At 66.2% G+C, this 21,402-nt stretch carries 21 protein-coding genes; 6 read left to right on the plus strand and 15 right to left on the minus strand.

Features of this window, described 5'->3' with window-relative positions; translation table 11 throughout:
- Positions 1-177 precede the first annotated feature (177 nt).
- The 4 genes from FHW58_RS04035 (at position 178) to trxC (ending at position 3,924) form a co-directional block, all read left to right on the plus strand.
- Positions 178-1,056, plus strand: a complete 879-nt coding sequence (locus FHW58_RS04035) for an ABC transporter ATP-binding protein (protein ID WP_179671763.1) — start codon at positions 178-180, stop codon at positions 1,054-1,056.
- A complete protein-coding gene (locus FHW58_RS04040; protein ID WP_229265044.1) occupies positions 1,053-2,633 on the plus strand; it encodes a hypothetical protein in 1,581 nt (526 codons plus the stop codon). The genes FHW58_RS04035 and FHW58_RS04040 overlap by 4 nt, the downstream gene beginning before the upstream one ends.
- A gap of 97 nt (positions 2,634-2,730) precedes the next feature.
- Positions 2,731-3,354, plus strand: coding sequence for a TIGR01841 family phasin (phaP, locus tag FHW58_RS04045; RefSeq protein ID WP_179671764.1), 624 nt, complete (start codon positions 2,731-2,733; stop codon positions 3,352-3,354).
- A gap of 111 nt (positions 3,355-3,465) precedes the next feature.
- Positions 3,466-3,924 (plus strand): thioredoxin TrxC, encoded by a 459-nt coding sequence (trxC, locus tag FHW58_RS04050; RefSeq protein WP_179671765.1) that lies wholly within the window; start codon positions 3,466-3,468, stop codon positions 3,922-3,924.
- Positions 3,925-3,951: 27 nt separating this feature from the next.
- Here trxC and FHW58_RS04055 read toward each other — a convergent pair whose 3' ends face one another.
- The 10 genes from FHW58_RS04055 to dctP form a co-directional block, all read right to left on the minus strand.
- A complete protein-coding gene (locus FHW58_RS04055) occupies positions 3,952-4,860 on the minus strand; it encodes an ACP S-malonyltransferase (RefSeq protein ID WP_179671766.1) in 909 nt (302 codons plus the stop codon).
- Positions 4,857-5,897, minus strand: coding sequence for a triphosphoribosyl-dephospho-CoA synthase (locus tag FHW58_RS04060; protein ID WP_229265170.1), 1,041 nt, complete (start codon positions 5,895-5,897; stop codon positions 4,857-4,859). The genes FHW58_RS04055 and FHW58_RS04060 overlap by 4 nt, the downstream gene beginning before the upstream one ends.
- 122 nt (positions 5,898-6,019) lie before the next feature.
- On the minus strand, positions 6,020-6,676 hold the full coding sequence (gene mdcG, locus FHW58_RS04065) for a malonate decarboxylase holo-[acyl-carrier-protein] synthase (RefSeq protein ID WP_179671768.1): 657 nt from the start codon (positions 6,674-6,676) through the stop codon (positions 6,020-6,022).
- On the minus strand, positions 6,660-7,376 hold the full coding sequence (gene mdcE, locus FHW58_RS04070) for a biotin-independent malonate decarboxylase subunit gamma (RefSeq protein WP_179671769.1): 717 nt from the start codon (positions 7,374-7,376) through the stop codon (positions 6,660-6,662). Before mdcE ends, mdcG begins: the two co-directional genes overlap by 17 nt.
- Position 7,377: 1 nt before the next feature.
- A complete protein-coding gene (locus FHW58_RS04075; protein WP_179671770.1) occupies positions 7,378-8,280 on the minus strand; it encodes a biotin-independent malonate decarboxylase subunit beta in 903 nt (300 codons plus the stop codon).
- The gene (gene mdcC, locus FHW58_RS04080) at positions 8,277-8,591 is read right to left on the minus strand and encodes a malonate decarboxylase acyl carrier protein (protein WP_179671771.1); all 315 of its coding nucleotides are present in this window, start codon (positions 8,589-8,591) and stop codon (positions 8,277-8,279) included. Before mdcC ends, FHW58_RS04075 begins: the two co-directional genes overlap by 4 nt.
- A gap of 12 nt (positions 8,592-8,603) precedes the next feature.
- Positions 8,604-10,256 (minus strand): malonate decarboxylase subunit alpha, encoded by a 1,653-nt coding sequence (mdcA, locus tag FHW58_RS04085; protein WP_179671772.1) that lies wholly within the window; start codon positions 10,254-10,256, stop codon positions 8,604-8,606.
- Position 10,257: 1 nt separating this feature from the next.
- Positions 10,258-11,607, minus strand: a complete 1,350-nt coding sequence (locus tag FHW58_RS04090; protein ID WP_179671773.1) for a TRAP transporter large permease — start codon at positions 11,605-11,607, stop codon at positions 10,258-10,260.
- The gene (locus tag FHW58_RS04095; RefSeq protein WP_373996624.1) at positions 11,604-12,161 is read right to left on the minus strand and encodes a TRAP transporter small permease; all 558 of its coding nucleotides are present in this window, start codon (positions 12,159-12,161) and stop codon (positions 11,604-11,606) included. Before FHW58_RS04095 ends, FHW58_RS04090 begins: the two co-directional genes overlap by 4 nt.
- Positions 12,158-13,180, minus strand: coding sequence for a TRAP transporter substrate-binding protein DctP (dctP, locus tag FHW58_RS04100; RefSeq protein ID WP_179671775.1), 1,023 nt, complete (start codon positions 13,178-13,180; stop codon positions 12,158-12,160). The genes FHW58_RS04095 and dctP overlap by 4 nt, the downstream gene beginning before the upstream one ends.
- Positions 13,181-13,301: 121 nt before the next feature.
- Between dctP and FHW58_RS04105 the strand changes: the two genes are divergently transcribed.
- Positions 13,302-13,964 carry a GntR family transcriptional regulator gene (locus FHW58_RS04105; RefSeq protein ID WP_179671776.1) on the plus strand — a complete coding sequence of 221 codons (663 nt, stop codon included), beginning with the start codon at positions 13,302-13,304 and terminating at the stop codon, positions 13,962-13,964.
- A 70-nt stretch (positions 13,965-14,034) separates the two neighbouring features.
- Here FHW58_RS04105 and FHW58_RS04110 read toward each other — a convergent pair whose 3' ends face one another.
- From FHW58_RS04110 to FHW58_RS04125, 4 genes are read right to left on the minus strand one after another with little or no spacing between them, the layout of a single operon-like run.
- Positions 14,035-15,309 carry an MFS transporter gene (locus FHW58_RS04110; RefSeq protein ID WP_179671777.1) on the minus strand — a complete coding sequence of 425 codons (1,275 nt, stop codon included), beginning with the start codon at positions 15,307-15,309 and terminating at the stop codon, positions 14,035-14,037.
- A 4-nt stretch (positions 15,310-15,313) separates the two neighbouring features.
- Positions 15,314-18,097, minus strand: coding sequence for a molybdopterin cofactor-binding domain-containing protein (locus FHW58_RS04115; RefSeq protein ID WP_229265045.1), 2,784 nt, complete (start codon positions 18,095-18,097; stop codon positions 15,314-15,316).
- Positions 18,078-18,926: a xanthine dehydrogenase family protein subunit M gene (locus tag FHW58_RS04120; RefSeq protein WP_179671779.1), complete on the minus strand. Its 849-nt coding sequence runs from the start codon at positions 18,924-18,926 to the stop codon at positions 18,078-18,080. Before FHW58_RS04120 ends, FHW58_RS04115 begins: the two co-directional genes overlap by 20 nt.
- 17 nt (positions 18,927-18,943) lie before the next feature.
- Positions 18,944-19,621, minus strand: coding sequence for a TetR family transcriptional regulator (locus FHW58_RS04125; RefSeq protein ID WP_179671780.1), 678 nt, complete (start codon positions 19,619-19,621; stop codon positions 18,944-18,946).
- A gap of 275 nt (positions 19,622-19,896) precedes the next feature.
- On the opposite strand from FHW58_RS04125, the gene FHW58_RS04130 reads away from it, so the two are divergent.
- Positions 19,897-20,913 carry a DNA-binding response regulator gene (locus FHW58_RS04130; protein ID WP_229265046.1) on the plus strand — a complete coding sequence of 339 codons (1,017 nt, stop codon included), beginning with the start codon at positions 19,897-19,899 and terminating at the stop codon, positions 20,911-20,913.
- A gap of 20 nt (positions 20,914-20,933) precedes the next feature.
- Here FHW58_RS04130 and FHW58_RS04135 read toward each other — a convergent pair whose 3' ends face one another.
- Positions 20,934-21,353: a hypothetical protein gene (locus tag FHW58_RS04135; RefSeq protein ID WP_179671781.1), complete on the minus strand. Its 420-nt coding sequence runs from the start codon at positions 21,351-21,353 to the stop codon at positions 20,934-20,936.
- Between the last annotated feature and the right edge of the window lie 49 nt (positions 21,354-21,402).

The following is a 21,402-nucleotide window of genomic DNA, read 5'->3' on the forward strand; positions in this document are numbered from 1 at the left end:
TAAGCAATAGTCGTCAGTGTACACGGTTGTGGCCCGCCCTGCACGCGCTGATGAAAAAACAGGCGCCTTCCTGTTGTAAATATTCCGCGCAAAGCGCTTAAGCTGATTAAATTGCAAGGTAGAATAAATCTTCAGCTTGCGGGGCCGGCACGGCCCCGTGTTCATTTCAGGAGTGCCATGCTCGAACTACGCAATGTCGTCAAGACCTATGGGAAGAATGTGCGCGCGGTGGACGGCGTCAGTCTGTCGCTGCCGGCCGGCGTGGTCGGCCTGATCGGCCATAACGGCGCCGGCAAGACCACGCTGATGCAGATGATCGCCACCATCGCCCGGCCCACCAGCGGCGAGATCCTGCTGGACGGCGTCGATATCGTGAAAAAGCCCGACGCCATGCGCACGCGGCTTGGCTTTCTGCCGCAGGACTTTGGCGTCTATCCGAATCTGAGCGCGCTGGAATTCATGCAGTACTTCGCCGCGCTGAAAGGCGTGCGCGACCCGGCCCGCATCCGCCGCCTGCTGGAACTGGTCAACCTGCACGACCACGCGGACCGCCAGGCGGCCGGCTTCTCGGGCGGCATGAAGCGCCGGCTTGGCATCGCCCAGGCGCTGCTCAACGATCCCGATGTGCTGATCGTTGACGAACCGACCGCCGGACTCGATCCGGAAGAGCGGCTGCGCTTCCGCCATCTGCTGTCGGAAATCGGCTTCCGCAAGCTGGTGATGGTGTCCACCCACATTGTCTCCGACATCGAAAACATGGCCGGCCGGCTGGTCATCATGAATCAGGGGCGGCTGGTGGCCTGCGACACGCCGGACAGTTTCGTGCAGCGCGCCCGTCACCAGGTATGGTCGGTCACCGTGCCGACCGAGGACTACGAAGCGCTGCGCGCGCAGGTGCAAGTGCTGCAGGCGCAGCGCCACGCGGACGGCATCACGCTGCGCATCGCTCATCCCTCGAAGCCGCTGGCCGGCGCCGTGCCGGCCGAGCCGACGCTGGAAGAAGCGCTGATGGCGCAACGCTACGCCGTGCGCGACACCGCGCAGCTGGTGGTATGAGCGCCGCCGCCATGCCGCTGGCCGGCCACGCCCTCCGGTTGCTGTTGCTGACCGAGGTACGCCTGCGCATGCGCCGCGCCGGCACGTTGGCGGCGGTGCTGGCGCTGATCGTGCTCACCTGGCTGATGGTCGGCGATCCGGCGCGCAACCAGGCGATGATCGTCAGCGACGACGCCCGCGTCGCCTACACCAGCAGCTGCCTGGCGATGGGCAGCGCCGCGCTCACCGGCCTGTTTTTCGGCCTGGCCGGCTTCTATCTGGCGCGCGGCCGCATGGGGGAGGATGTCCGCAGCGGCATTGGCGCCGTGCTGGCCGCCACGCCGCTCGGCTCTGGCGTGTTTCTGCTGGGCCGCTGGCTGGGCAACGTCGCCTATCTGTGCGGGTTGCTGCTGATCTTCCTGGCGACCATGCTGGTGCTGCATCTGCTGCGCGGCGAAGGGCCGATTCAGATCGGGATCTACCTGCAGACCTACGCGCTGGTGCTGCTGCCGCTGGTGTTCTTCACGGCCAGCGCGGTGCTGCTGTTCGACGCCTGGCCGCCGCTGATGGGCAAGGGCGGCGACGTGCTGTATTTCCTGGTGTGGATCGCGCAACTGAGCGTGGGCGCGGCCGCCACCATCGGCCACACTGGCTGGAGCGCCTTGCTGTTGCTGGACTTTTCCGGCATTGGCGCGATTATCGGCGCGGTGCAGCAGGTGCTGCCCTCCAAGGGCCTGATCATCGGCGGCGGCACCTTCAATCCGGCCATGGCCGCGGTCACGCTGCCGGACCATCTGTGGAGCGCGCAAACCGCCTGGACCCGCGCCGGCAGCGCCGCGCTGGCGTTGGTTCCGCTGCTGCCGGCGCTGCTGCTGTTTCATCGTTTTTCGCCGGACCGCGTGAAGGCCCGCGCCGGCCGGCGCGACTGGTCGCCGCTGGCGCTGTTGAATGGCTGGTTGCGTCCGTGCGCGCGGCTGGCGCGGCCGCTGCTGGCGCTGGCGGCCCGCGTGCCCGGCCTTGTCGGCCACGCGCTGGCCCTGCTGGCGCTGTTGCTGGCCACCAATCCGGCAGCGCTGGCGGTGGCGCTGGTGTGGCTGGTGCTCGGCTGCGTGGCCGGCAGCGCGCAACTGGGCGCGGTGCTGATCGGCGCAGTCACCACCTGGGGCATTCTAGCCAGCGAAATCAGCGTGCGCGACATCCAGCACGACGTCGACGCCTTGAACGCGGCGGCGCCGGGCGGGCGGCTGCGCGCCTATGTCGCGCAATGGCTGGCCGCCGTGCTGCTGGCGCTGGTGTTTACCGCGCCGGTGCTGCTGCGCTGGACGGCCACGGCGCCGCTGCGCGCGGCCGCCCTGTTGAGCGGGGTGGCGGCGCTGTCGGCGGCAGCAATCGTGCTGGGCGGCATGAGCCGGACCGCGCGCCTGTTCCTGGCGCTGTTCCTGTTCGGCATGTACGTGACGACGCAGGTGCGTTCGGTGCCCGCCCTGGACGTGGCCGGTTTCAACGGTGTCGCCAGCGTGCCGTCGGTGCTCGGCTACCTGTTGGCGGCCGTGGCTTTGCTGGGCGCCGGCTGGGTGGCGCAATCGCGGCGGAAGTAGGCCACGTTTGATCCAGATCAAACGTGGCAAACCGGGCTAACGTAGCCTTGATGTTCGCGCTGCATGTCGCGGCGCTGAACAACTCAACGAGGCATCTATGTACCCATTTTCCCAAACCGTTACCCCTGCAGCCAAAAACCATCTGGAGGCGCAATTGTCGTTCTTCAACGACATGTCCAAGTCCCTTTTCCACACCGTTCAGCAATATAGCGACCTGAACATCCAACTGGCGCAGACCCTGTTGGAAGAAACCACGCAGGCCGGCCAACAGGTCATCACCGCCCATCGCCCGACCGAGGCGCTGGCCGCGGCTGCCGCGCACGCTCAGCCAGCCGCCGAGAAGCTGCGCGCCTACCAGCAACACCTGTCGCGCATCGCCGCCGACACGCATGTGGACCTGTCCAAGGTGGCCGAAGAGCATGTGCAGGAAACCAGCCGCACCGCCAAGGCCCTGGCTGACGAGGTGGCGCGCGTGACGTCGGAAGAAACTGAAAAGACCCTGCGCAATCACCAGGACGCGGTGAATAAATTCACCGATCCGTTCCGCACCGACGGCGCCAGCCAGGCGCGCGGCAACGACGGCCGGGCCGCGCAAAACGGCCATAGCGGTGCCGAAGGCCGTGATGGCGGCAATCTGCCAGGACAGGCCACACAGGCCCAAACCGCGGCCCAAGCTGCCGCCCAGAGCAGCAAGCAGACTGGCGCTCGCAAAGAGACCTGATCTCCACCGATAACAGCGTCAGCCCTATTTGCCGCGCGCGCGTTCTTCGCGGGTCGCGGCATTTTTTTCGTCGTTGGATTATCATGCTCAGCTCGTAGCAGGAGATGACACATGAACCCATCCACGAATGCGCAGCCCGAGTCGCTGCATATAGTCTGTCCGCATTGCGATGCGGTCAACCGCGTGCCTGCCGCCAAGCTGGCGGCCGAGCCGGTGTGCGGCAAATGCGCCAAGGCGCTGTTTACCGGCCAGCCGGTGGACCTGAGCAGTGCGCGCTTCCTCAAACATATCGAACGTAGCGATATTCCGGTGCTGGTGGACTTCTGGGCGCCGTGGTGCGGCCCGTGCCGCACGATGGCGCCGTTCTACGCCCAGGCCACGCAGCGGCTGGAGCCGCAGTTCCGCGTGGTGAAGGTGGATACCGAGCAGGCGCAGGATCTGGCGGCGCGCTATGCGATTCGCAGTATCCCGACGCTGGCGTTGTTCAAGGGCGGGCGCGAGGTGGCACGCCAGCCGGGCGCCATGGACGCGCAGAACATTCTCGCCTGGGCGACGCAGCACAATCGCTGATCGCTGATCGTTGATCGCGGCCGTCGATCAGTCCTCGGCCGCGCGCGCCAGCCATTTGCGGATGCCGTCCAGCGTGCGGAAGTCGGCCACCGAGCGGGTGGCGATGTGCGGATGACGGTGTTGCAGCATGCGCGACAGGGCGCCGCCGGGCCCGAGTTCCAGCGCCACGGTGATGCCGGCTTCGGCGGCGGCGTCCATGCAGGCCAGCCAGCGGATCGGTTCCGCCACCTGGCGCGACAGCGTTTCCACCGCGCGTGCGTGGTCGTGTACGGCCGATGCGTCGATGCCGGCCAGCACCGGCGTCTGCGGCGGCCGGAATGGTGTTGCCCTTAGCGCCTGGGTCAGCGGCGCCACGGCGCCTTGCATGTAGGGCGTGTGCGAGGCCACGGCCACCGGGAGGCGTTTGCCGCGTGCGCCGGCTGTTTCGATGGCTTGCAGCAGCGCGTCCGCCTGAGCAGCCGGGCCGCCGGTGATGCAGGTATCGTCGCCGGTTTCGATGCTGATATGGTAGCCATGTGCCGCCGCCAGCGTGGTGGCTTGGGGCAGCACCAGGCCGGTGATGCTGACCAGTGCCTGTCCGGGATTGGCTTGCTGGCAATCGTCCATCCATTGTGCGCGCTGTGCCGCCAGCGTGACAGCTTGTTCGGGCGTGATGGCGCCGGCCACGGCGTAGGCGGACAGTTCGCCGATGCTGTAGCCGGCCACCAGCGCGGGCGGCGGCGCGAAGTCGCGTACTGCTTCCCACATGCCCAGCGTGGCGGTGACGATGAGCGGTTGGGCGATGCGGTTGGCGAAGATGTCGCTGCCAGACGGCTGTCCGGCGAGCAGGTGGTCGATCAGTGCGCTGGCTGTTGCGTTGGTGCGGGCCAGATCGAACATGCCGTCGTGCTGATCGCCCTGGCCGGGGCACAGCAGCAGCAGGCGCGCGCGGCTCATTTGGCCCCCAGCGCGGCCAGCGATTGGACGAAGCAGCAGGCGGCCAGCAAATCCGCCGCGCCTCCGGGCGACAGGCGGTGTAGCATGAATACCTTGTGGCTGGCGATGGCGTCCGCGTGCCAGTTCGGGTTGCGGGTGCCGCCCAGTGCCAGGAAACGCCCGGCATGGTCGCGCACGATCTGCGCGCCTTGCGGGCCGGCGCGGTGATAGACATTGCTGTCGCTGACGTGCGCCATCAGCGTGTAGAGCGTCTCCACGCGCTGCTCCGTGATCGACGCCCCGCGCGCCCGCGCGGCCAGCAGGGCAGGGAGGCCGACCTCGAACACCGACGGCAATCCCAAGGCTCCTTCTTCTCGCGCGCCGCTCACCGCATACCGCGCCGCAACACGCAAACCATTACTCAACGCCGCCACCCCACCGCCCGCCGGCACCAACGTGCCACCTTCCGTCCCCTCCGCGCGACCGACCGGCACCAACGTGCCGCGGTCCGCCCCCTCCGCGCAGCCGACCGGCGCCGACGTGCCACCGTCCGCCCCCTCTGCGCGACCGACCGGCACCGCATCGGCGGCGCCGGCGACCGGGCGGCGCTCGGGGGCGGCGTGCATGGCGAGTTCTTCGCCCCAGCGGATCAGCATCGCGGCGCGAAGGGCGGCGGGCGTGAGGGGCGTGCCTTGCGCGCGGGCGCGGCCGGCGGTGGCGCACAGCATGCCAAGGCTGAAAATGGCGCCACGATGCGTGTTGACGCCGCGCGTGGCCCGCAGCATCGCCGCCTCCGCAGCGATGCCCAATGCCTTCAGCCGCGCGAACGGTGCATCATCCAGTCCTGCCAGACAGATTTTCTTAAAATAGTGGCGCAGCGCGAACATGCTGCGCATGAACGTCTCCGCGTCCATATCTTCGTGGCTGCCGCTATCCACCGGTGACACCAGCCCCGGCTTCGGATACAGACACAACTCCGCATGCAAACTGCGCACCGCCAGCCGCGCCACCTCCCGCGCGAACGCGACCTGCTCGCCATGCCCGAGCCGACGCGGCATCCGCGCCGCCGCCGCAGGCCGCGCCGCGGCGCCGCCCGACGAGCGCACGTTCACCAGGCCCACGTCCACCAAGCCTGCGTCCATCAAGCGCACGCCCACGAGGCGCGGATCCACCGCCCGCATCATGCCGCCTTCAGCGTCGCCAGCAGCGACGCCGTGTCGGCCAACCGCACCGACCGCAAATCCTTCACCAGCACCTTGGCCGGATGCGCCATCGCCATCCGCCACTCCTTCCACGACACCGCCGCGCCGCCGGGGAACACGATCTCCCCATCCAGCGCCAGACGCTCGTCGTGACGCGCCAGCAGCGCCACACCATCTTCCAGCTGCCGCCGGCTGGATGGTGCGAACAGCACATCCACATCCGACCTCGCCGTTACATACCGCAGGCCGGTCAAGGCCTGCATGGCCACCGACCCAAACACCCGCAACGGCAAACCGCCAGCATCGTCCTGCAACGCCGCCACGCCAGCGCACACCGCCGCAGCCTCACGTAAAGGCAGGGCCGGCGCAACCCTGCATACATTAGCCATATGCGCGCGCAGCGCAATCCGCACCTTGATGCCGGCATCGTCCGGCGGCAGCGGCAGGCCAAGGCAGACCTCATCGTCGCTGGCGTCCGCATCCAGCCGACGCGCCACCAGCGGCCAGTCCTGGCTCTCCCATAGCTGCAGGGCTGTCTTGTGCTCACTGCGCGCGGCGCCAATCGCGGCGTGCCAACCGGCAGCGGTCAGCCATACCAGCGTATGCCGCTCAAGTTGTTCAGGCACGATGGACATGACCGCCCGACACCACAGCATCAATTACCGGCTGCGCCAACCGCCGTCCGCCACGCTGCAAACCCAGCGCGCTGCGCTGATCGCCCGTTACCGGCTGCGCCAGCGCCGCCTTCAGATGCGCGGCCAGATCGCCGTCCCAGATCGACTCCAGCCCGCCCATGCGCAGATAATTTTCAGGCCCCGGCGCAAACACCGGATTGCTCTTGGCCAGCTCGGTCAACTGCTCCTCCGGCACCTTGGTAATGCGCGCCATCGCCGGCAAGCCCATGACGCGGATGGTGGCATCCGGCAGCGCGTGGCAGGCATCCGCCATCAAGCCGCTGGTAATAAAGCCGCCCGACAGCGCCTGGTCGTACACCAGGCCGATGATCTTGTGCCCCTTGCGCCGCGCCAGATCCACGCACTTGCCCAGGTGCGCCATGTAGCTGTTAATGCCCAACATCTCGTCGCGGTGGCGCAAGCGCTGGCCCTGCGTATCGATCAGCATCAATATCGGCCGGCCCGGCGCCTCGCGCACCGTGCGCAGAATCGCCTGCGCCTGCGCCAGCGCGATCTCGATGCCGATCGGCGTGTGGCCGGTGGTGCCGATCACCGCGACGGTCTGACCATCCACCTGCGCCTCGCCGCTCAGGAACTCATTGTGTTCAACGATGCCGTGGCCCTCCGGGAACAGCGCCGCCGCCAGTTTTTTCCAATCCATCTCAACCTCCCTGGCGGTGCGATGCCGCCGCCGCGATAAAGCTGTCCACATCCAGCATCGGAATATTGGCCGCATCCGGCATCCGCATCGCGCTCCAGATATCGACCGGATCGGGCAGGGCGCCATAATTGTTCAGTCGCGCGGCCAGCAACTGCTGCTCGGCCTCCAGCGCCTCCAGTGACAAGCCGGTGGCGCCGCCAGCCAGCGCCGCCACCGCCTCCTGAGCCGCAGCGCGGAACGCCGCCACGTCATCGCCCACGATGCGCTGGCAATCGCCCAGCAGATAGCGGTGCTTGCCGCCGGTGGTGCGCCACACCAGCGCGCGGTCGCGCGAGTCGAATTCCTCCACGCCATTGGCCGTTTCGATCACCTCCGGGCCGGACATCGCCAATCGTCCTTCCTCCGACATGATGACGGTATTGGCGCAACGCGTGACGATGCCCATGCCGCCGAATGCGCCATTGGCGCCGCCCACCAGCGCGATCACCGCCACCCCGGCGTCGCGCGCGTCCAGCAGGGCGCGCATCACTTCCGAGACGGCGATCAGGCCGGCATTGGCCTCGTGCAGACGTACGCCGCCCGATTCCACCAGCAACACCACGGCCGCCACCTTGTCCGCCACCGCCTTGCGCAGCAGCCCCACCAGCTTGGCGCCATGCACCTCGCCGACCGCGCCGCCCATGAAGGCGCCTTCCTGTGCCCCCACATACACCGGCACGCCGCCCAGCAGCGCGCGGCCGACCGCCACGCCGTCATCAAATGCCACCGGCGCGTTCAGCTGCGGCAGGTGCGGGCTGGTGATGCGTTCGGACGGCGGCAGAAATTCCGCGAAGCTGCCGGCGTCGAACAGCTGCTGCAAGCGCTCGCGCGCGGTGGCTTCCTGGTAGCTGACAGGGCGGCTCATGCTGCACCTCCCAGCATGGTCTGCACCGCCTGGTCCATGCGCAGGCTGACCACGGCAGGCGTGGCGCCCATGTCGTTGATGGAAATGCGGGTGTCGGCCAGCAGCCAGCGCTGGTGGAAGTCGCGCATCACCGCCTCCCAGATCGGGCCGAAGCCGACGGCGGCGGTGGTGATCTCGATGCTGCAGGCGCCGTCCAGCGCCGCCGGCTCGATCAGCACCTCCAGGTTGCCCGAGCCGACCACGCCCACCACTTCGGGGCGTGCGGTCAGGCGGCGGGTGCCTTGTTCAAAACGGTAGTTCAGGGTTTCCATCGGTGTGCTCCTTTACCAGTTGCGGAAACGCTTGGGCGGGTTGTACAAACCGCCCGATGCGCGCACCAGGTCTTTCATGTTGCGCGCGGCCAGCAGGTCGCGCGTGGCCAGGCGCTTGTCGATGCCCAGGTCCTCGGCGCGGGTGATGATGCCGCGGTCGCGCAGGTTCTCCACCATGCGCTTGTCGCGGCCCAGACCCACCGGCGTGTAGCCGGCCACGCCGCGTATCGCCTGCTCGCGCTCCTCGTCGGTACGGCACAGCAGCAGGTTGGCGATGCCTTCCTCGGTCAGGATGTGGGTCACGTCGTCGCCGTAGATCATCACCGGCGGAATGGCCATCTTGGCCTGTTCCATCAGCGTCCACGCGTCCAGCTTTTCGACGAAGGCCGGCTGCATATGCTCGCGGAAGGTTTCCACCATCTGCACCACCAGCTTCTGGCCGCGCGGGATGGTGTTGCGGCCGGCACGCGCCTGTTCGCCGGCCTTGAGCCACGCCGGGCTGGCGTGACGGCGTCCGCGCGCGTCCGCACCCATGTTCGACGCGCCGCCAAAGCCGGAGATGCGGCCGGCGGTTGCGGTGGATGAATTGCCCTGCAAATCGATCTGCAGCGTCGAGCCGATGAACATGTCGCAGGCATAGTGGCCGGCGGCCTGGCACATGGCGCGGTTGCTACGCATGCTGCCGTCCGGGCCGATCGCAAACACGTCGGGACGCGCGTGGATATAGTCCTCCATGCCCAGCTCCGAGCCGAACGAATGGATCGATGTCACAAAGCCCGCCTCGATCGCCGGAATCAGCGCCGGGTGCGGATTCAGCGCCCAGTGCATGCCGATCTTGCCGCGCAGGCCGAGCGACTCCGCGTAGGTCGGCAGCAGCAATTCGATGGCGGCGGTGTCGAAGCCGATGCCGTGATTCAGCCGCTGCACTTCGTACTCGGCGTAAATGCCCTTGATGGCCATCATCGCCATCAGCACCTGGATTTCCGAAATCTGCGCCGGGTCGCGCGTGAACAGCGGCTCGATGTAGTAGGGGCGCGGCGACTGCACCACGAAGTCCACCCAGTCGCCCGGCACGTCGACGCGCGGCACCTTGTCCACCAGCTTGTTCACCTGGACGATGACGATGCCCTGTTTGAACGCCGTCGCCTCGACGATGGCCGGCGTGTCCTCGGTATTCGGGCCGGTGTACAGATTGCCGTCCCGGTCTGCCGCTTCGGCCGCGATCAGGCATACGCGCGGCGGCAAGTCGACGAAGTAGCGGCTGAACAGCTCCAGGTAGGTGTGGATGGCGCCGATATTCAGCTTGCCGGCGGAAGCCAGCCGCGCCACCCGCGCCGCCTGCGGGCCGGAGAACGAAAAGTCCAGCCGCGAAGCGACGCCGCGCTCGAAGACGTCCAGGTGCTCCGGCAGCGCCAGCACCGACTGCAGCATGTGCAGATGGTTGACGCGCTCCGGATTCAGGTTGGCCAGCGCATGGCCGAGGAAGTCGGCCTGCTTCTGGTTGTTCCCTTCGAGGCACACGCGGTCGCCGCATTCGACAACCGCATGCAGCAGATCGGCGATGCGCGCCGGCGGCAGGCTTTTGCCATCCAACGCATTGCCCAGCGCCGCGCGGGCGCGCTGCAATCGCGCATCGCGATTTTGCTGCAAGGTGTTCCAGGACATTTTATTTTGCTCCCATAATCATGTCAGGCAGGCCGGTTGCAATCGATGGGAAGACGCACAGCAGCAGCACCGCCAGCACCATCAGCAACAGGAAGGGGAACACGCCCCAGATCACATCCTTCAACGGAATGTCCGGCGCGATGTTCTTGATAACGAAAATATTCAGGCCCACCGGCGGGTGGATCAGGCCCATCTCCATCACCACCGTCATCACGATGCCGAACCAGATCAGGTCAAAGCCGGCTTCGCGCAATGGCGGCAGGATGATCGGCGCCGTCATCAGGATGATCGACACCGGCGGCAAGAAGAAGCCGAACACGATCACCATGAACAGGATCACCGCCAGCAGCACCCACTTGGACAGGTGCAGGCTGACCACCCACGCTGCAGCCGACTGGCTGATGTGCAGGTAGCTCATCACGTAGGAATACAGCAGCGACATGCCGATGATCAGCAACAGCATGGTCGATTCCTTGATCGACGAGCCGAGGATAGGCGACAGGTCTTTCGGCTTCCATACGCCGTAGATGCAGGCCAGCAGGGCCAGCGCCAGCAGCGCGCCCAGGCCGGCGGTTTCGGACGGCGTGGCAAAGCCGCCATACAGCGCCACCATCACGCCGATCAGCAGCACGATGAAGGGTAGCACGCGCGGCAGCATTTCGACCTTCTCTTTGAGGGTAAAGTGCTCATCCTCCAGATAGGCGGACTTCTCGCCTCCCTTCTGGTAGGCGTCCAGCGCCATGCGGTACTCCTTGCGCGCGCGGTAGACGGCGTAGCCGGCGAACAGCACCACCAGCAGGATGCCGGGGCCGATCCCGGCCAGGAACAGGCGGCCCAGCGACTGCTCTGCTGCCACCGCGTACAGGATCATGGTGATCGACGGCGGCAGCAGGATGCCCAGCGTGCCACCGGCGGCGATGATGCCGGCAGCGAAGCCCGGCGAGTAGCCGCGCTTGCGCATCTCCGGAATGCCGGCTGAGCCAATCGCCGAGCAGGTGGCCGGCGAGGAGCCGGCCATGGCCGCGAACAGCGCGCAGGCAAACACGTTGGCGATGCCGAGGCCACCGGGGATCTTGTGCATCCACGTGTGGATGGCCGAGTACAGGTCGCGGCCGGCGGGTGATTTGCCGATGGCCGCCCCCTTCAGGATGAACAGGGGAATCGACAGCAGCGTGATCGACGCCATTTCTTCGTACACGTTCTGGGTGATGGTGTCCAGCGACGATGCCGGCATGAAGAAGTACATAAAGCCGGTGGCCACGATGCCCAGCGCGAACGCGATCGGCATCCCGGAGAACATCACCACCAGCGTGACGGCGCCGTACAGCGCGCCCAGGGTCAGTTCACTCATGCTGCACGCTCCGGTTTGTTGGTGAGGCGGGCCAGGGTTTGCAGCAGCAGCTGCAGCGACAGCAGCGTCATGCCGGCGGCCATCATGGAGTAGGGGATCCACAGCGGCGGCGCAAAGGTCGACGAGGTGGTCTGGCCATCGACCCAGGCCTCATGGAACAGCAGCCACGATTTCCACGTGAAGAAGGCGACGAACAGCAGCGAGGCCAGATCGACGATGAACAGCCGCACCGCGTTCACGCGGCGCGGCAGCAGGCCGGCCACCGCCTCGATGCCGATATGGCCGCGATGGTGCTGGACGAAGGCGGTGGTGAAGAAGGTCACGCCCACCAGCATGAATACCGAAGCCTCATCCTGCCAGTCGGTAGGCGCCTGGAAGAAGTAGCGCGACACCACCGAGTAGGTCAGCACCAGCGCCGTCAGCACCAGCGCGAACATGGACAGCACCATCAGCCCGCGATTGACCTTGTCCAGCGCCGCCGTCAGCGCCGCGATGACGGCGTTGTCCGGCGGCGCGGGGCCGCGCGGTGGCGCGATGTCTACGCCGTGGCTCACAGCGTCTTCTCCGCCAGTTTGAGCAGGTTGGCACAGCTGGCGTTCTTCTCGCTGTAGTCCTTCCATGCGGTGGCGCGGGCGATGGTCTGCCATTTCTTCAGCGCGGCCGGATTCATGTCGACCACCTTGGCGCCCACTTTCTGGTACACGGCGGCCACTTGCTGGTCGTCCTCCTTCGACGACTTGAGCGCGAACGCTTCCAGCTCGGCGCCCACGGTGAGGATCAGTTGCTGCTGGTCCTTCGGCAGCTTGTCGAACACGGCGCGCGACATCATCAGCGGTTCCAGCATGAACCAGTAGGAGCCGGCGCGCGCGGTGGTCAGCCCTTTGGATACCTCCTCCAGGCGGAACGAGATCAGCGAGGTGGAGGAGGTCAGCGCCGCCTCCATGGCGCCGGTCTGCATGGCCGCGTAGATTTCGTTGGACGGCAGCGTGACCACGGCGGCGCCGGCCGCCTTCAGCATCAGGTCCATCTCGCGCGAGCCGCCGCGGATCTTCATGCCCTTGGCGTCGTCCGGCTCCACCACCGGCTTGGCGCGCGAGGCCATGCCGCCGCCCTGCCAGATCCAGCTGACCATGACGATGCCCTTGTCGTACAGGATGCGCGCCAGCTCCTTGCCGACTTCCGCATTCTTCCAGCCGTAGGCCTGCTCGTAGGAGGTGACCAGGCCCGGCATCAGGCCGATATTCACTTCCGGCACCTCGCCGCCGGCGTAGGACAGCGGCACCAGCGACAGGTCCAGCGCGCCCTTGCGCATGGCCGCGAACTGGGCGTTGGTCTTCATCAGCGACGAGCCGGGATAGATGGCGAACTTGAGCGCGCCCTTGGAGCGTTTTTCCACTTCGGCGGCAAACATGCGGGCCAGGCGGTCGCGGAAATCGCCGGCGTCGATGGTGCCGCCGGGGAACTGGTGGGACAGCTTGAGCGCGGTCTGGGCCCAGGCGGGTTGCAACAACAAGGGGCTGGCTGCCAGTGCTGCAAGGGATGCCATCGCGGACCTGCGGGTGGTAACAGTCATACGTCCTCCAAGGGTTGATGTACGGAAATATTATCGTTATCGCATTCGATATGCAATCGAGTTTTTTATGTATACAAGAATAGCACTTGCGAATACAGAGTCAAGCGATATAATGCGCTTCATGACTACGCATTCCGCCACCCTTCGTGAACAGATAGAAGAGATGATCGCCGTCGCCGAGCTCAAGCCCGGCCAGCATCTGGACGAGACCGAACTGGCCACGCGCTTTGGCGTGTCGCGCACGCCAATCCGCGAGACGCTGATCCAGCTGGCGTCGATGGGATTGGTGGTGATCCGCCCGCGGCGCGGCGCCATCGTGGCCGAACTGGGGCCGCAGCAGTTGGTGGAGATGTTTGAGGTGATGTCGGAACTGGAGGCGACCTGCGGCCGCCTTGCCGCGCGCCGCATGACGCCGGAGGAGCAGCAGGCGCTGCTGGCGGCGCACCAGGCATGCCAGGAGGCGGTCGAGGCGCAGGAGCCGGACACCTACTATTACAAGAACGAACGCTTCCATGAGGCGATCTACGCCGGCAGCCACAACCAGTTCCTGATCGAGCAGACGCGTGCGCTATACCGCCGCCTGCGTCCTTACCGCCGGCTGCAGCTGCGCGTGCGCAACCGCGTGGCCAATTCGTATAACGAGCACGACGGCGTGGTCCAGGCCATCCTCGACGGCGACGGCGACCGCGCCGCCCAGCTGCTGCGCGAGCACGTCATGATCCAGGGGCAGCGCTTCGCCGATCTGATGGCCTCGCTGCCGCAACTGCGGCAGGACGCGGCCTAGTCTTTCGCTCGCAGTCGGAAGCGGCCAGCCGGTGCTTGCACGCACGGCGCTGCGCCGGCGCGCAACCATGTCAAAGCCTGGCGCCTTTGGTCTCTGGCAGCAGCAGCACCGTCAAAAATACGACCGCATATGCCGTGCCCGAAAAGATCGCGATGCCGGCCGACATACCGACTACATGACTAAGTACGCCGACAAGGGCGGGAAACAGCGCGCCGATGCCGCGCCCAAAGTTATAGGTAAAGCTTTGCCCGGTCGCGCGCAGTTCCGATGGGTACAGCTCGGTCAGGTACGCGCCGACTCCGCTGAAGATGCCGCACGACGCGAAGCCGAGCGGAAATCCGAGCCAGAGCATCTGGCTGTTGGACAGTGGCAGATTCAGATACAGGCAGACAGAAACCAGTGACAGCAGCGCAAACAGCATGAAGTTGAGCCGCCGTCCCAGATAGTCGGCAAGGAAAGCGCCCACCAGGTAGCCGCAGAACGATCCCACGATGATCACGAGCAGGTAGGCGCCCGTGTTGAGCACGGACAGATGGCGTTCGAGCTTGAGCACCGTTGGCAGCCAGGTGAACATCGCATAGTAGCCGCCCTGGATGCCGGTGCACAGCAGCGACGCGAGCACGGTTCTGCGCAACAAGGGCGGGGAAAAAATCGCCCAGAGCGACGGCCGTTTGGCATCCTGCTTGCCGACCGCATGCGCTTGGATGAAGACCTCCGGCTCCGGCACATACCGGCGGATGTACAACACCAGAAAGGCGGGCAAGATGCTGATCCAGAACAGGCTGCGCCAGGCCAGCGCCTCGGGCAGAAGGGAAAACGCGACGCTGTAGAAGATGGCCGCGCATCCCCAGCCAATCGCCCACCCGCTTTGCACCAGCCCGACGGCCTTGCCCCGATGCGCCGGCGCGACGATTTCGCCCACCAGCACCGCGCCCACCGCCCACTCGCCACCAAAACCCAGTCCTTGCAAGGCGCGCAGAACGAAGACCTGCTCGAAATTCTGCGCGAAGCCGATCGCGAGTGTGCTGAACGAGAACCACAGGATCGTGCCCTGCAAGACTTTCACGCGCCCGTACCGATCCGCCAGCACGCCGGCGATCCATCCGCCCAGCGAGGAACAGAGCAGCGTCACCGTGCCGAGCAAGCCCGCCTGGCCGCGATCCAGGTGCCACAGTTCCAGCAACGTCGCCAGGACGAAGCTGAACACCATGAAGTCAAACGCATCGGCCACCCAGCCGCCGAATGCGGCGATATACGCCCGTTTCCCCTCCGGCCGCAGTTGCGCGTACCAGGAGGGGCCAGACACGCCTTGGGTTAAAGTTTGCTTGTCGTCGCGCGGGGTCATGGCGTCAGGTCTTGCCCGCCAGTGCGCGGAGCACCACCTCCGGCGAGGCGGGCGCCTCGCGGATGCGCACGCCGATCGCATGCTGAATCGCGTTGAGGATGGCGGCGGCGGTCGGCACCAGCGCGGGTTCGCCGATGCCCTTGGCGCCATAGGGCCCCAGGTCCGTCGGCGCTTCGATGAAAATCGACCGCACCTCCGGCACGTCGTGCACGGTGGGAATCAGATAGTCGCGGAGATTGTTGTGGCGGCCCGGATGGTATTTCTCCATCAGCGCCAGCCCGACGCCTTGTGCCACCGCGCCTTCCACTTGTCCTTCCAGCAGCGTGGGATTGACCATTTTGCCGACGTCGTGCGCCGCGACGACCTTCACCACGCGCACCCGCCCGGTCTGGCAATCGACCGTGACTTCCGCCATCTGGGCGCCGAATGCATAGGTGGCATAAGGGCTGCCTTGGCCGGTCGCCGTGAGCGGCGTGACGGGCGGATCGAAGCTTTCCTCGGCCGCCAGCACGTAGCCGTTGGAATCGACCGGCAATTCCCGCAGATCCACGGCGCGGCCATCAATCGCGATGCCGTGTGCGCCGGTGGTGATCCGGGCGTCGCTGGCGGCGCCGGCAACGGCCAGCAGACGGCGGCGCAGCGTCGTTCCGGCAAGCATGGCGGCGCGGCCGGTCACGAAAGTCTGGCGCGACGCCGACGTCCGGCCGCAATCCGGCGTCACGGACGTGTCCGGGCCAATAAAGTGCAGGCTGTCGACCGGCACGCCCAGGGCGTCGGCCGCAATCTGGGGAATGACCGTATTGGATCCTTGCCCCGAATCCACCGCACCCTGGTGCAGAACGATGCTGCCGTCGGCACGGATGCCGAAGCGTATGGTCGAAGGATTGGGCAATGCCGTATTCCCGCAGCCATAGAAGAACGCCGCCAGGCCGACGCCGTGGCGCACGTGGCGCGGCGCGGCCTCGTTGCTTGCCGCCACGCGCGCCTGCGCCTCGCGCCATGCCGGCCGTAACGCCTCCAGGCAGGCCACGATGCCGACGCTGTCGTTGAGAACCTGCCCGGTCGGCAGCGAGTCGCCGGGGCGCATGGCGTTCAGCAGACGAAATTCCAGCGGATCGATGCCCACCTTGAGCGCCAGCTCGTCGATGAGCTGTTCCTGCGACATCGTGGTCTGCGGCACGCCAAAGCCACGGAAGGCGCCGGCGGGCGTCACGTGCGTGTGGATGGCGCGCGTGTGCGCATGGTAATGCGGAATGACGTAGGGACCGCCGGCATGCACCGGCACCCGATTGGCCACGGCCGTGCCCCACGAGGCATAGGCGCCAGTATTGAAGTCGCCCTCGAACGCCACCGCGCACAGGCGGCCATCGGCGTTGGCGGCCATGCTGGACACCATGTGGCCCGGATGGCGCTTGGTCGATGTGGCCATCGATTCCTCGCGCGTCAGCGTCATGGTCACCGGCCGGTCAAGGTGCCAGGCGGCGATGGCGAGCAGCGGCTGGACCGTCAGGTCGAGCTTGCCGCCGAAGCCGCCGCCCACGGCGGTCGCCACGATCCGTACCTGTTCCGGCGCCACGGCAAGAATGCGCGCGAGGTCGGCGCGATGTGGATAGGGCGCCTGCGTGCAGGTGTGTATCTCGATCGTGTCGCCGTTGCGCTGTGCCCAGCCGGCCTCCGGCTCAAGGTAAGCATGTTCGACGAAACTGGAATCGAAGGTGGCGCTGACCACGTGGGGCGCGTCGCGCAGGACGGCCTGCGCGTCGCCGCGGCTCACCAGGCCCTCGATCAGCAGATTGCCGGGGCGGTTGGCGTGAAGTTGCGGGCTGCTGTCGCGCGTGGCGTCGTCCAGCGAGAGGGCAGGGGACAACGGTTGCCACGTCACTGGGAAATCCGCCAGGTCGAGCGCGTTGATCGCCTCCCGTTCCCCGACCACGATGGCGACCGCCTCCAGGTAGTGCCGCGTCTCCGACTCCGCCAGCACCGGCTGATCGGCGTGGATGGTGACCACGCCGTGCGCGTTGATACCCGGCACGTCGGCATGCGTCAGGACCCGATGTACGCCGGGATGCGCACTGAGGTAGGCCGAAAGGTCGCCGAACGCGAAGCGGGCGCGATGATGCGGGCAGCGGATGGCGCGTATCAGCAGGCTGTCAGCAGGGTAATCGTCAGCGCCGAAACGCTGGCTGCCATCGACTTTTTCACGGCCATCCAGGCGTGTCAGCGGCACGCCGACCGATGGGCCCGCGGCCGGCGGGTCCGTGCGCGAACGCGCGGCGCTGCCGGTGCCCACCTCGGCGACGGCATCGACGATCTTCTGGTAGCCGGTGCAGCGGCAGAGCACACCATCGATGGCGTCGCGCGCGCTGGCGCGGTCGCAGACGCGGCCCGCATCAATCGCCGCGGCGGCGGCGGTGAGCATGGCCGGCGTGCAGAATCCGCATTGCACCGCCTGATGCGCGAGGAATGCCTGCTGCAGCCGCTGTCCGCATTGTGTGCCGCTGGCCAGGCCTTCGACCGTGACCACGCGTTGTCCCGCGACCTGGGCGACGGGAAGCAGGCAGGCGTAGCGCGCCTCGCCATCGACAATCACGGTGCAATTGCCGCAATCGCCTTGGCCGCAGCCGTCCTTGGTGCCGAACTGGCGCAGGCCGACGCGCAAATAATCGAGCAGGCGCGTCGAGCGGTCGGCCGGCAGCGGTACCCGCTCGCCATTGAGCTGGAACCAGTCCGTGGCAGGCGCCGTTTCTGGTGCCAGTGGTGTACTTTCTTCAGGCTGATAATCCGCCATGACCGCTCTCCTTGATACAGTCGTTGAACGCCCGCTCGATCGCCAGCGGCGCGACATGCAGACGATGCGCAGCCGAAGCCCGACAGTCGTCGATTGGACTCCATGTCACAAGCTCCCTGGTTGCAGGGGCCAGCGCCGACCGGTGCCGGCCTTCCAGCGCGGTTTCCAGCGCGCGCAACCGCAGCGGCACTTCCGACACGCCGCCAACGCTGACCGCAAGCTTCTCGATGTGGCCATCGCTCGACATCGCCACGCGCACGGCGGCCGACACGACCGCGATCGCCATGCCGTCGCGGTTGGCGTATTTGACAAACGCCGTGCGCTCCCGCTCATGCGCAACCGGGAAGCAGACGGCAAGCAGCAACTCGTCCGCCCGCAGCGCGGTGCGACGGCGGCCCAGCAGAAACTCGGCCAGCGGCAATCGTCGCACACCGCGCTCACTCGCCAGCTCGACCTGCGCGTCGAGCGCCAGCAGGGGCGGCACGCCGTCGGCCACCGGCGAGGCATGGCACAGGTTGCCGCCGATGCTGCCTTGCACGCGGATCTGCCGCGAGCCGACGGACTCGGCCGCTTGCCTTAGCGCGGCAGGCAGCCAGGCGGTCGCCGCGATCTGGTCCCAGGTCGCCGCCGCGCCGATGCGGACCATGCCGTCACGGCGCGCGATGGCGCGCAATGCCTCGACGCGGCTGATGTCCACCCATTCCACCTTGCCTGGCGCGAGCGCCGGATCGGCGAACAGATCGGTGGCGCCGCAGACAATACGGGCTTGCGGCTGTGCTGAGAGCCGGTGCAACACTTCCTCAATGGTGCGGGCACGAAGATAGTTCATCGTAACAAGTACAGTGCTTAATCGCCGGCGGGCGGCTCCGCCCGCACGACGCGCAAGACGCTTTCGATCACAAATGTTTCCCAATGGCGCAGCGATTCCTCGGCACTCAGGTCCTCGCCGAGAAACGCGGACAGCGTGTAGCGATTGGACGCATAAAAATACGCGGCCGAGGCTACCAGCAGGAAGGCATCGCGCGCGCCCAGGTCCTTGCGGAACAGGCCTTGCTCGGCGCCGCTCGTCAGGATATTGGCAAAATTTTCCAATGCGAGCGCCGAATATTCGCCCTTGCGTTCCAGCTTGGACAGGTGCTTGCCCCGATGCAGGTTCTCCGAGTTCAGCAGCGCCAGAAAATCAGGGTTATCCCAATAATAATGCAGTTTGAAGCGGATGATGGCCTTCAACGCTTCGATCGGTTGGGACGGATCCGGGGCGACCTTGCTCTCTGTCTCGTCCATGCGCCGGTAGAGGTCTTCGAGGACCGCCACGAACAAGCCTTCCTTGCTGCCGTAGTAGTAATAAATCATGCGGTCGTGGGATTTCGCCAGACGCGAGATCTTGTCCACGCTACCGCCGTCGTAGCCGTAGCGCGCGAAAACCTTGGTTGCCGCCCGAAGAATGTTACCCCGGGTTTCCTGCGCCGCCGCCTCGCGCACACCTGTGCCGCGTACTGCGCTTTTTGCCGATGTCCGGGCCATGTTTGATCCTGTGGCGAGTCCGCCAAAAGTTGAATTCATGAAGGGAACGCTACATGTATTTCGGGATGATACACGGCGCCGGAAATTTTCACAATAAGTAAGAATTTACTCAATTAAAACAGATAGTTATGAGGTGTCGTGCCTTTCAGTGAGGGGCCTGTCCAGCCTTGCCGAGTACGCCACGGCGCTTGAACTATGAAAATGATTATGCTAACGTTGATTCATGGAGTACTCACTACATGAAATACACATTACGTTTGTTTGAGGAGAGCATCATGAGAACGAATCCTGCCACCGTCCATATCATGCATCCGGATCATGCCATCGCGTCCAGGCTGCATGCCGCCCTCGCCGACAGCGCCGTGACGACGCACACGTCCCAGCCGCATGCCGCCCATGTGGCGGGCATCGTCATCGCCGACTACGCGACCGGCGTTGCGCTGGCGAGGGAGTTGCATCCCGCTGCCATCATCGTCATGACCTCGCTCGACCGCGAAGGCGACGTGCGCGCCGCCTTCGACTGTGGCGTGCGAGGTTATCTGTTGCTGTCCGCCGGCGGGCAAGACATCGTCGCGGCGGTCGACACGGTGGCGCGCGGGCAGCGCTACTCGTCGCCCCAAGTCAGCGCCATGGCTGCCGCTCCGATCACGGTGCTGACGGTGGATGCGCATCCCATCTTCCGCGAAGGCGTGGCCATCGCGCTGGACGCCATGCCCGACGTGCGCCTGGTCGGCCAGGCCGGCACCGGCGCCGAGGGCATCGAACTGCACCGGCGCCTGCGGCCCGACATCACCTTGATGGATTTGCAACTACCGGACCAGCACGGCAGCGAGGTGATCGCCGCGATCCGGCGGGAAGCGCCAGGCGCGCGGGTGATCGTGCTGACCACGTGCGAGGGCGATTTTCACGCCTCGCGGGCGATCCGCGCCGGGGCGCTGGGCTATATGTTGAAAAGCGCGGTACGGCACGAACTGGAGGAAACCATCCTCAGCGTGCACAGCGGGCGTCGCCGCATCCTGCCGGCGGTGGCCTGCGCGCTGGCTGAGACGATGTACATGGAAAAGCTGAGCCAGCGGGAAATTGAAGTGTTGCGGCTGGCGGCGGTGGGCAACACCAACCAGAAGATCGGCGACCGGCTGGGGCTGTCGGAAGGCACGATCAAGACCCACATGAAGAATGCGATGGCCAAAATGCAAGCCAAGGACCGCACCCACGCCGTGCTGCTGGCTATGCAGCGCGGCATCATCAACATGGGTGCCGGCGGCCGTTTGCCGTCGGGCATGCGGTCATGAGCACGTTCGGTAGCGTGACGCTAGCGGCGTCTTTGGGGCGCGTGCGGCGGGTAAAACGCCGTCGCCAGCGTTTCGTAATGGTCTATATCCAGCGCATCGCCGCCTTCCGTGAACACCAGATGGGCGCCGCTCTTGCTCACGAACTCCATCGGACTGATCGGAAAGATCTCCACCGTCGGCGTGCCGCGGCCGCCAATGTAAAAGCGGCCAACGCGGCGGCTGAAACGGACGACGGTGCCGTTGTTCAGCACGTATTCGTATTCGAAGGGGCTGAAGTCCTGCGGCTCCATGTGGAAGCGTCGCGCGGACACGGTGACGCTATCCATGGATTGCGGCTGTTCCGCTTGCGCGGCACTGATGGCCTGGTCTTGTTGCTGGGCGTAAGCAACCGCCGGCAGGAGCAGGGCCGCGGCTACGGCGAGCATCGGTTTCACTGTCATCGTCATCTCCATCGGTTTGATGAAAAAATACTAACCGATCATGATGTCT

The organism is Duganella sp. 1224 (assembly GCF_013408245.1).
In the GTDB taxonomy this organism is placed as follows: Bacteria; Pseudomonadota; Gammaproteobacteria; order Burkholderiales; family Burkholderiaceae_D; genus Rugamonas.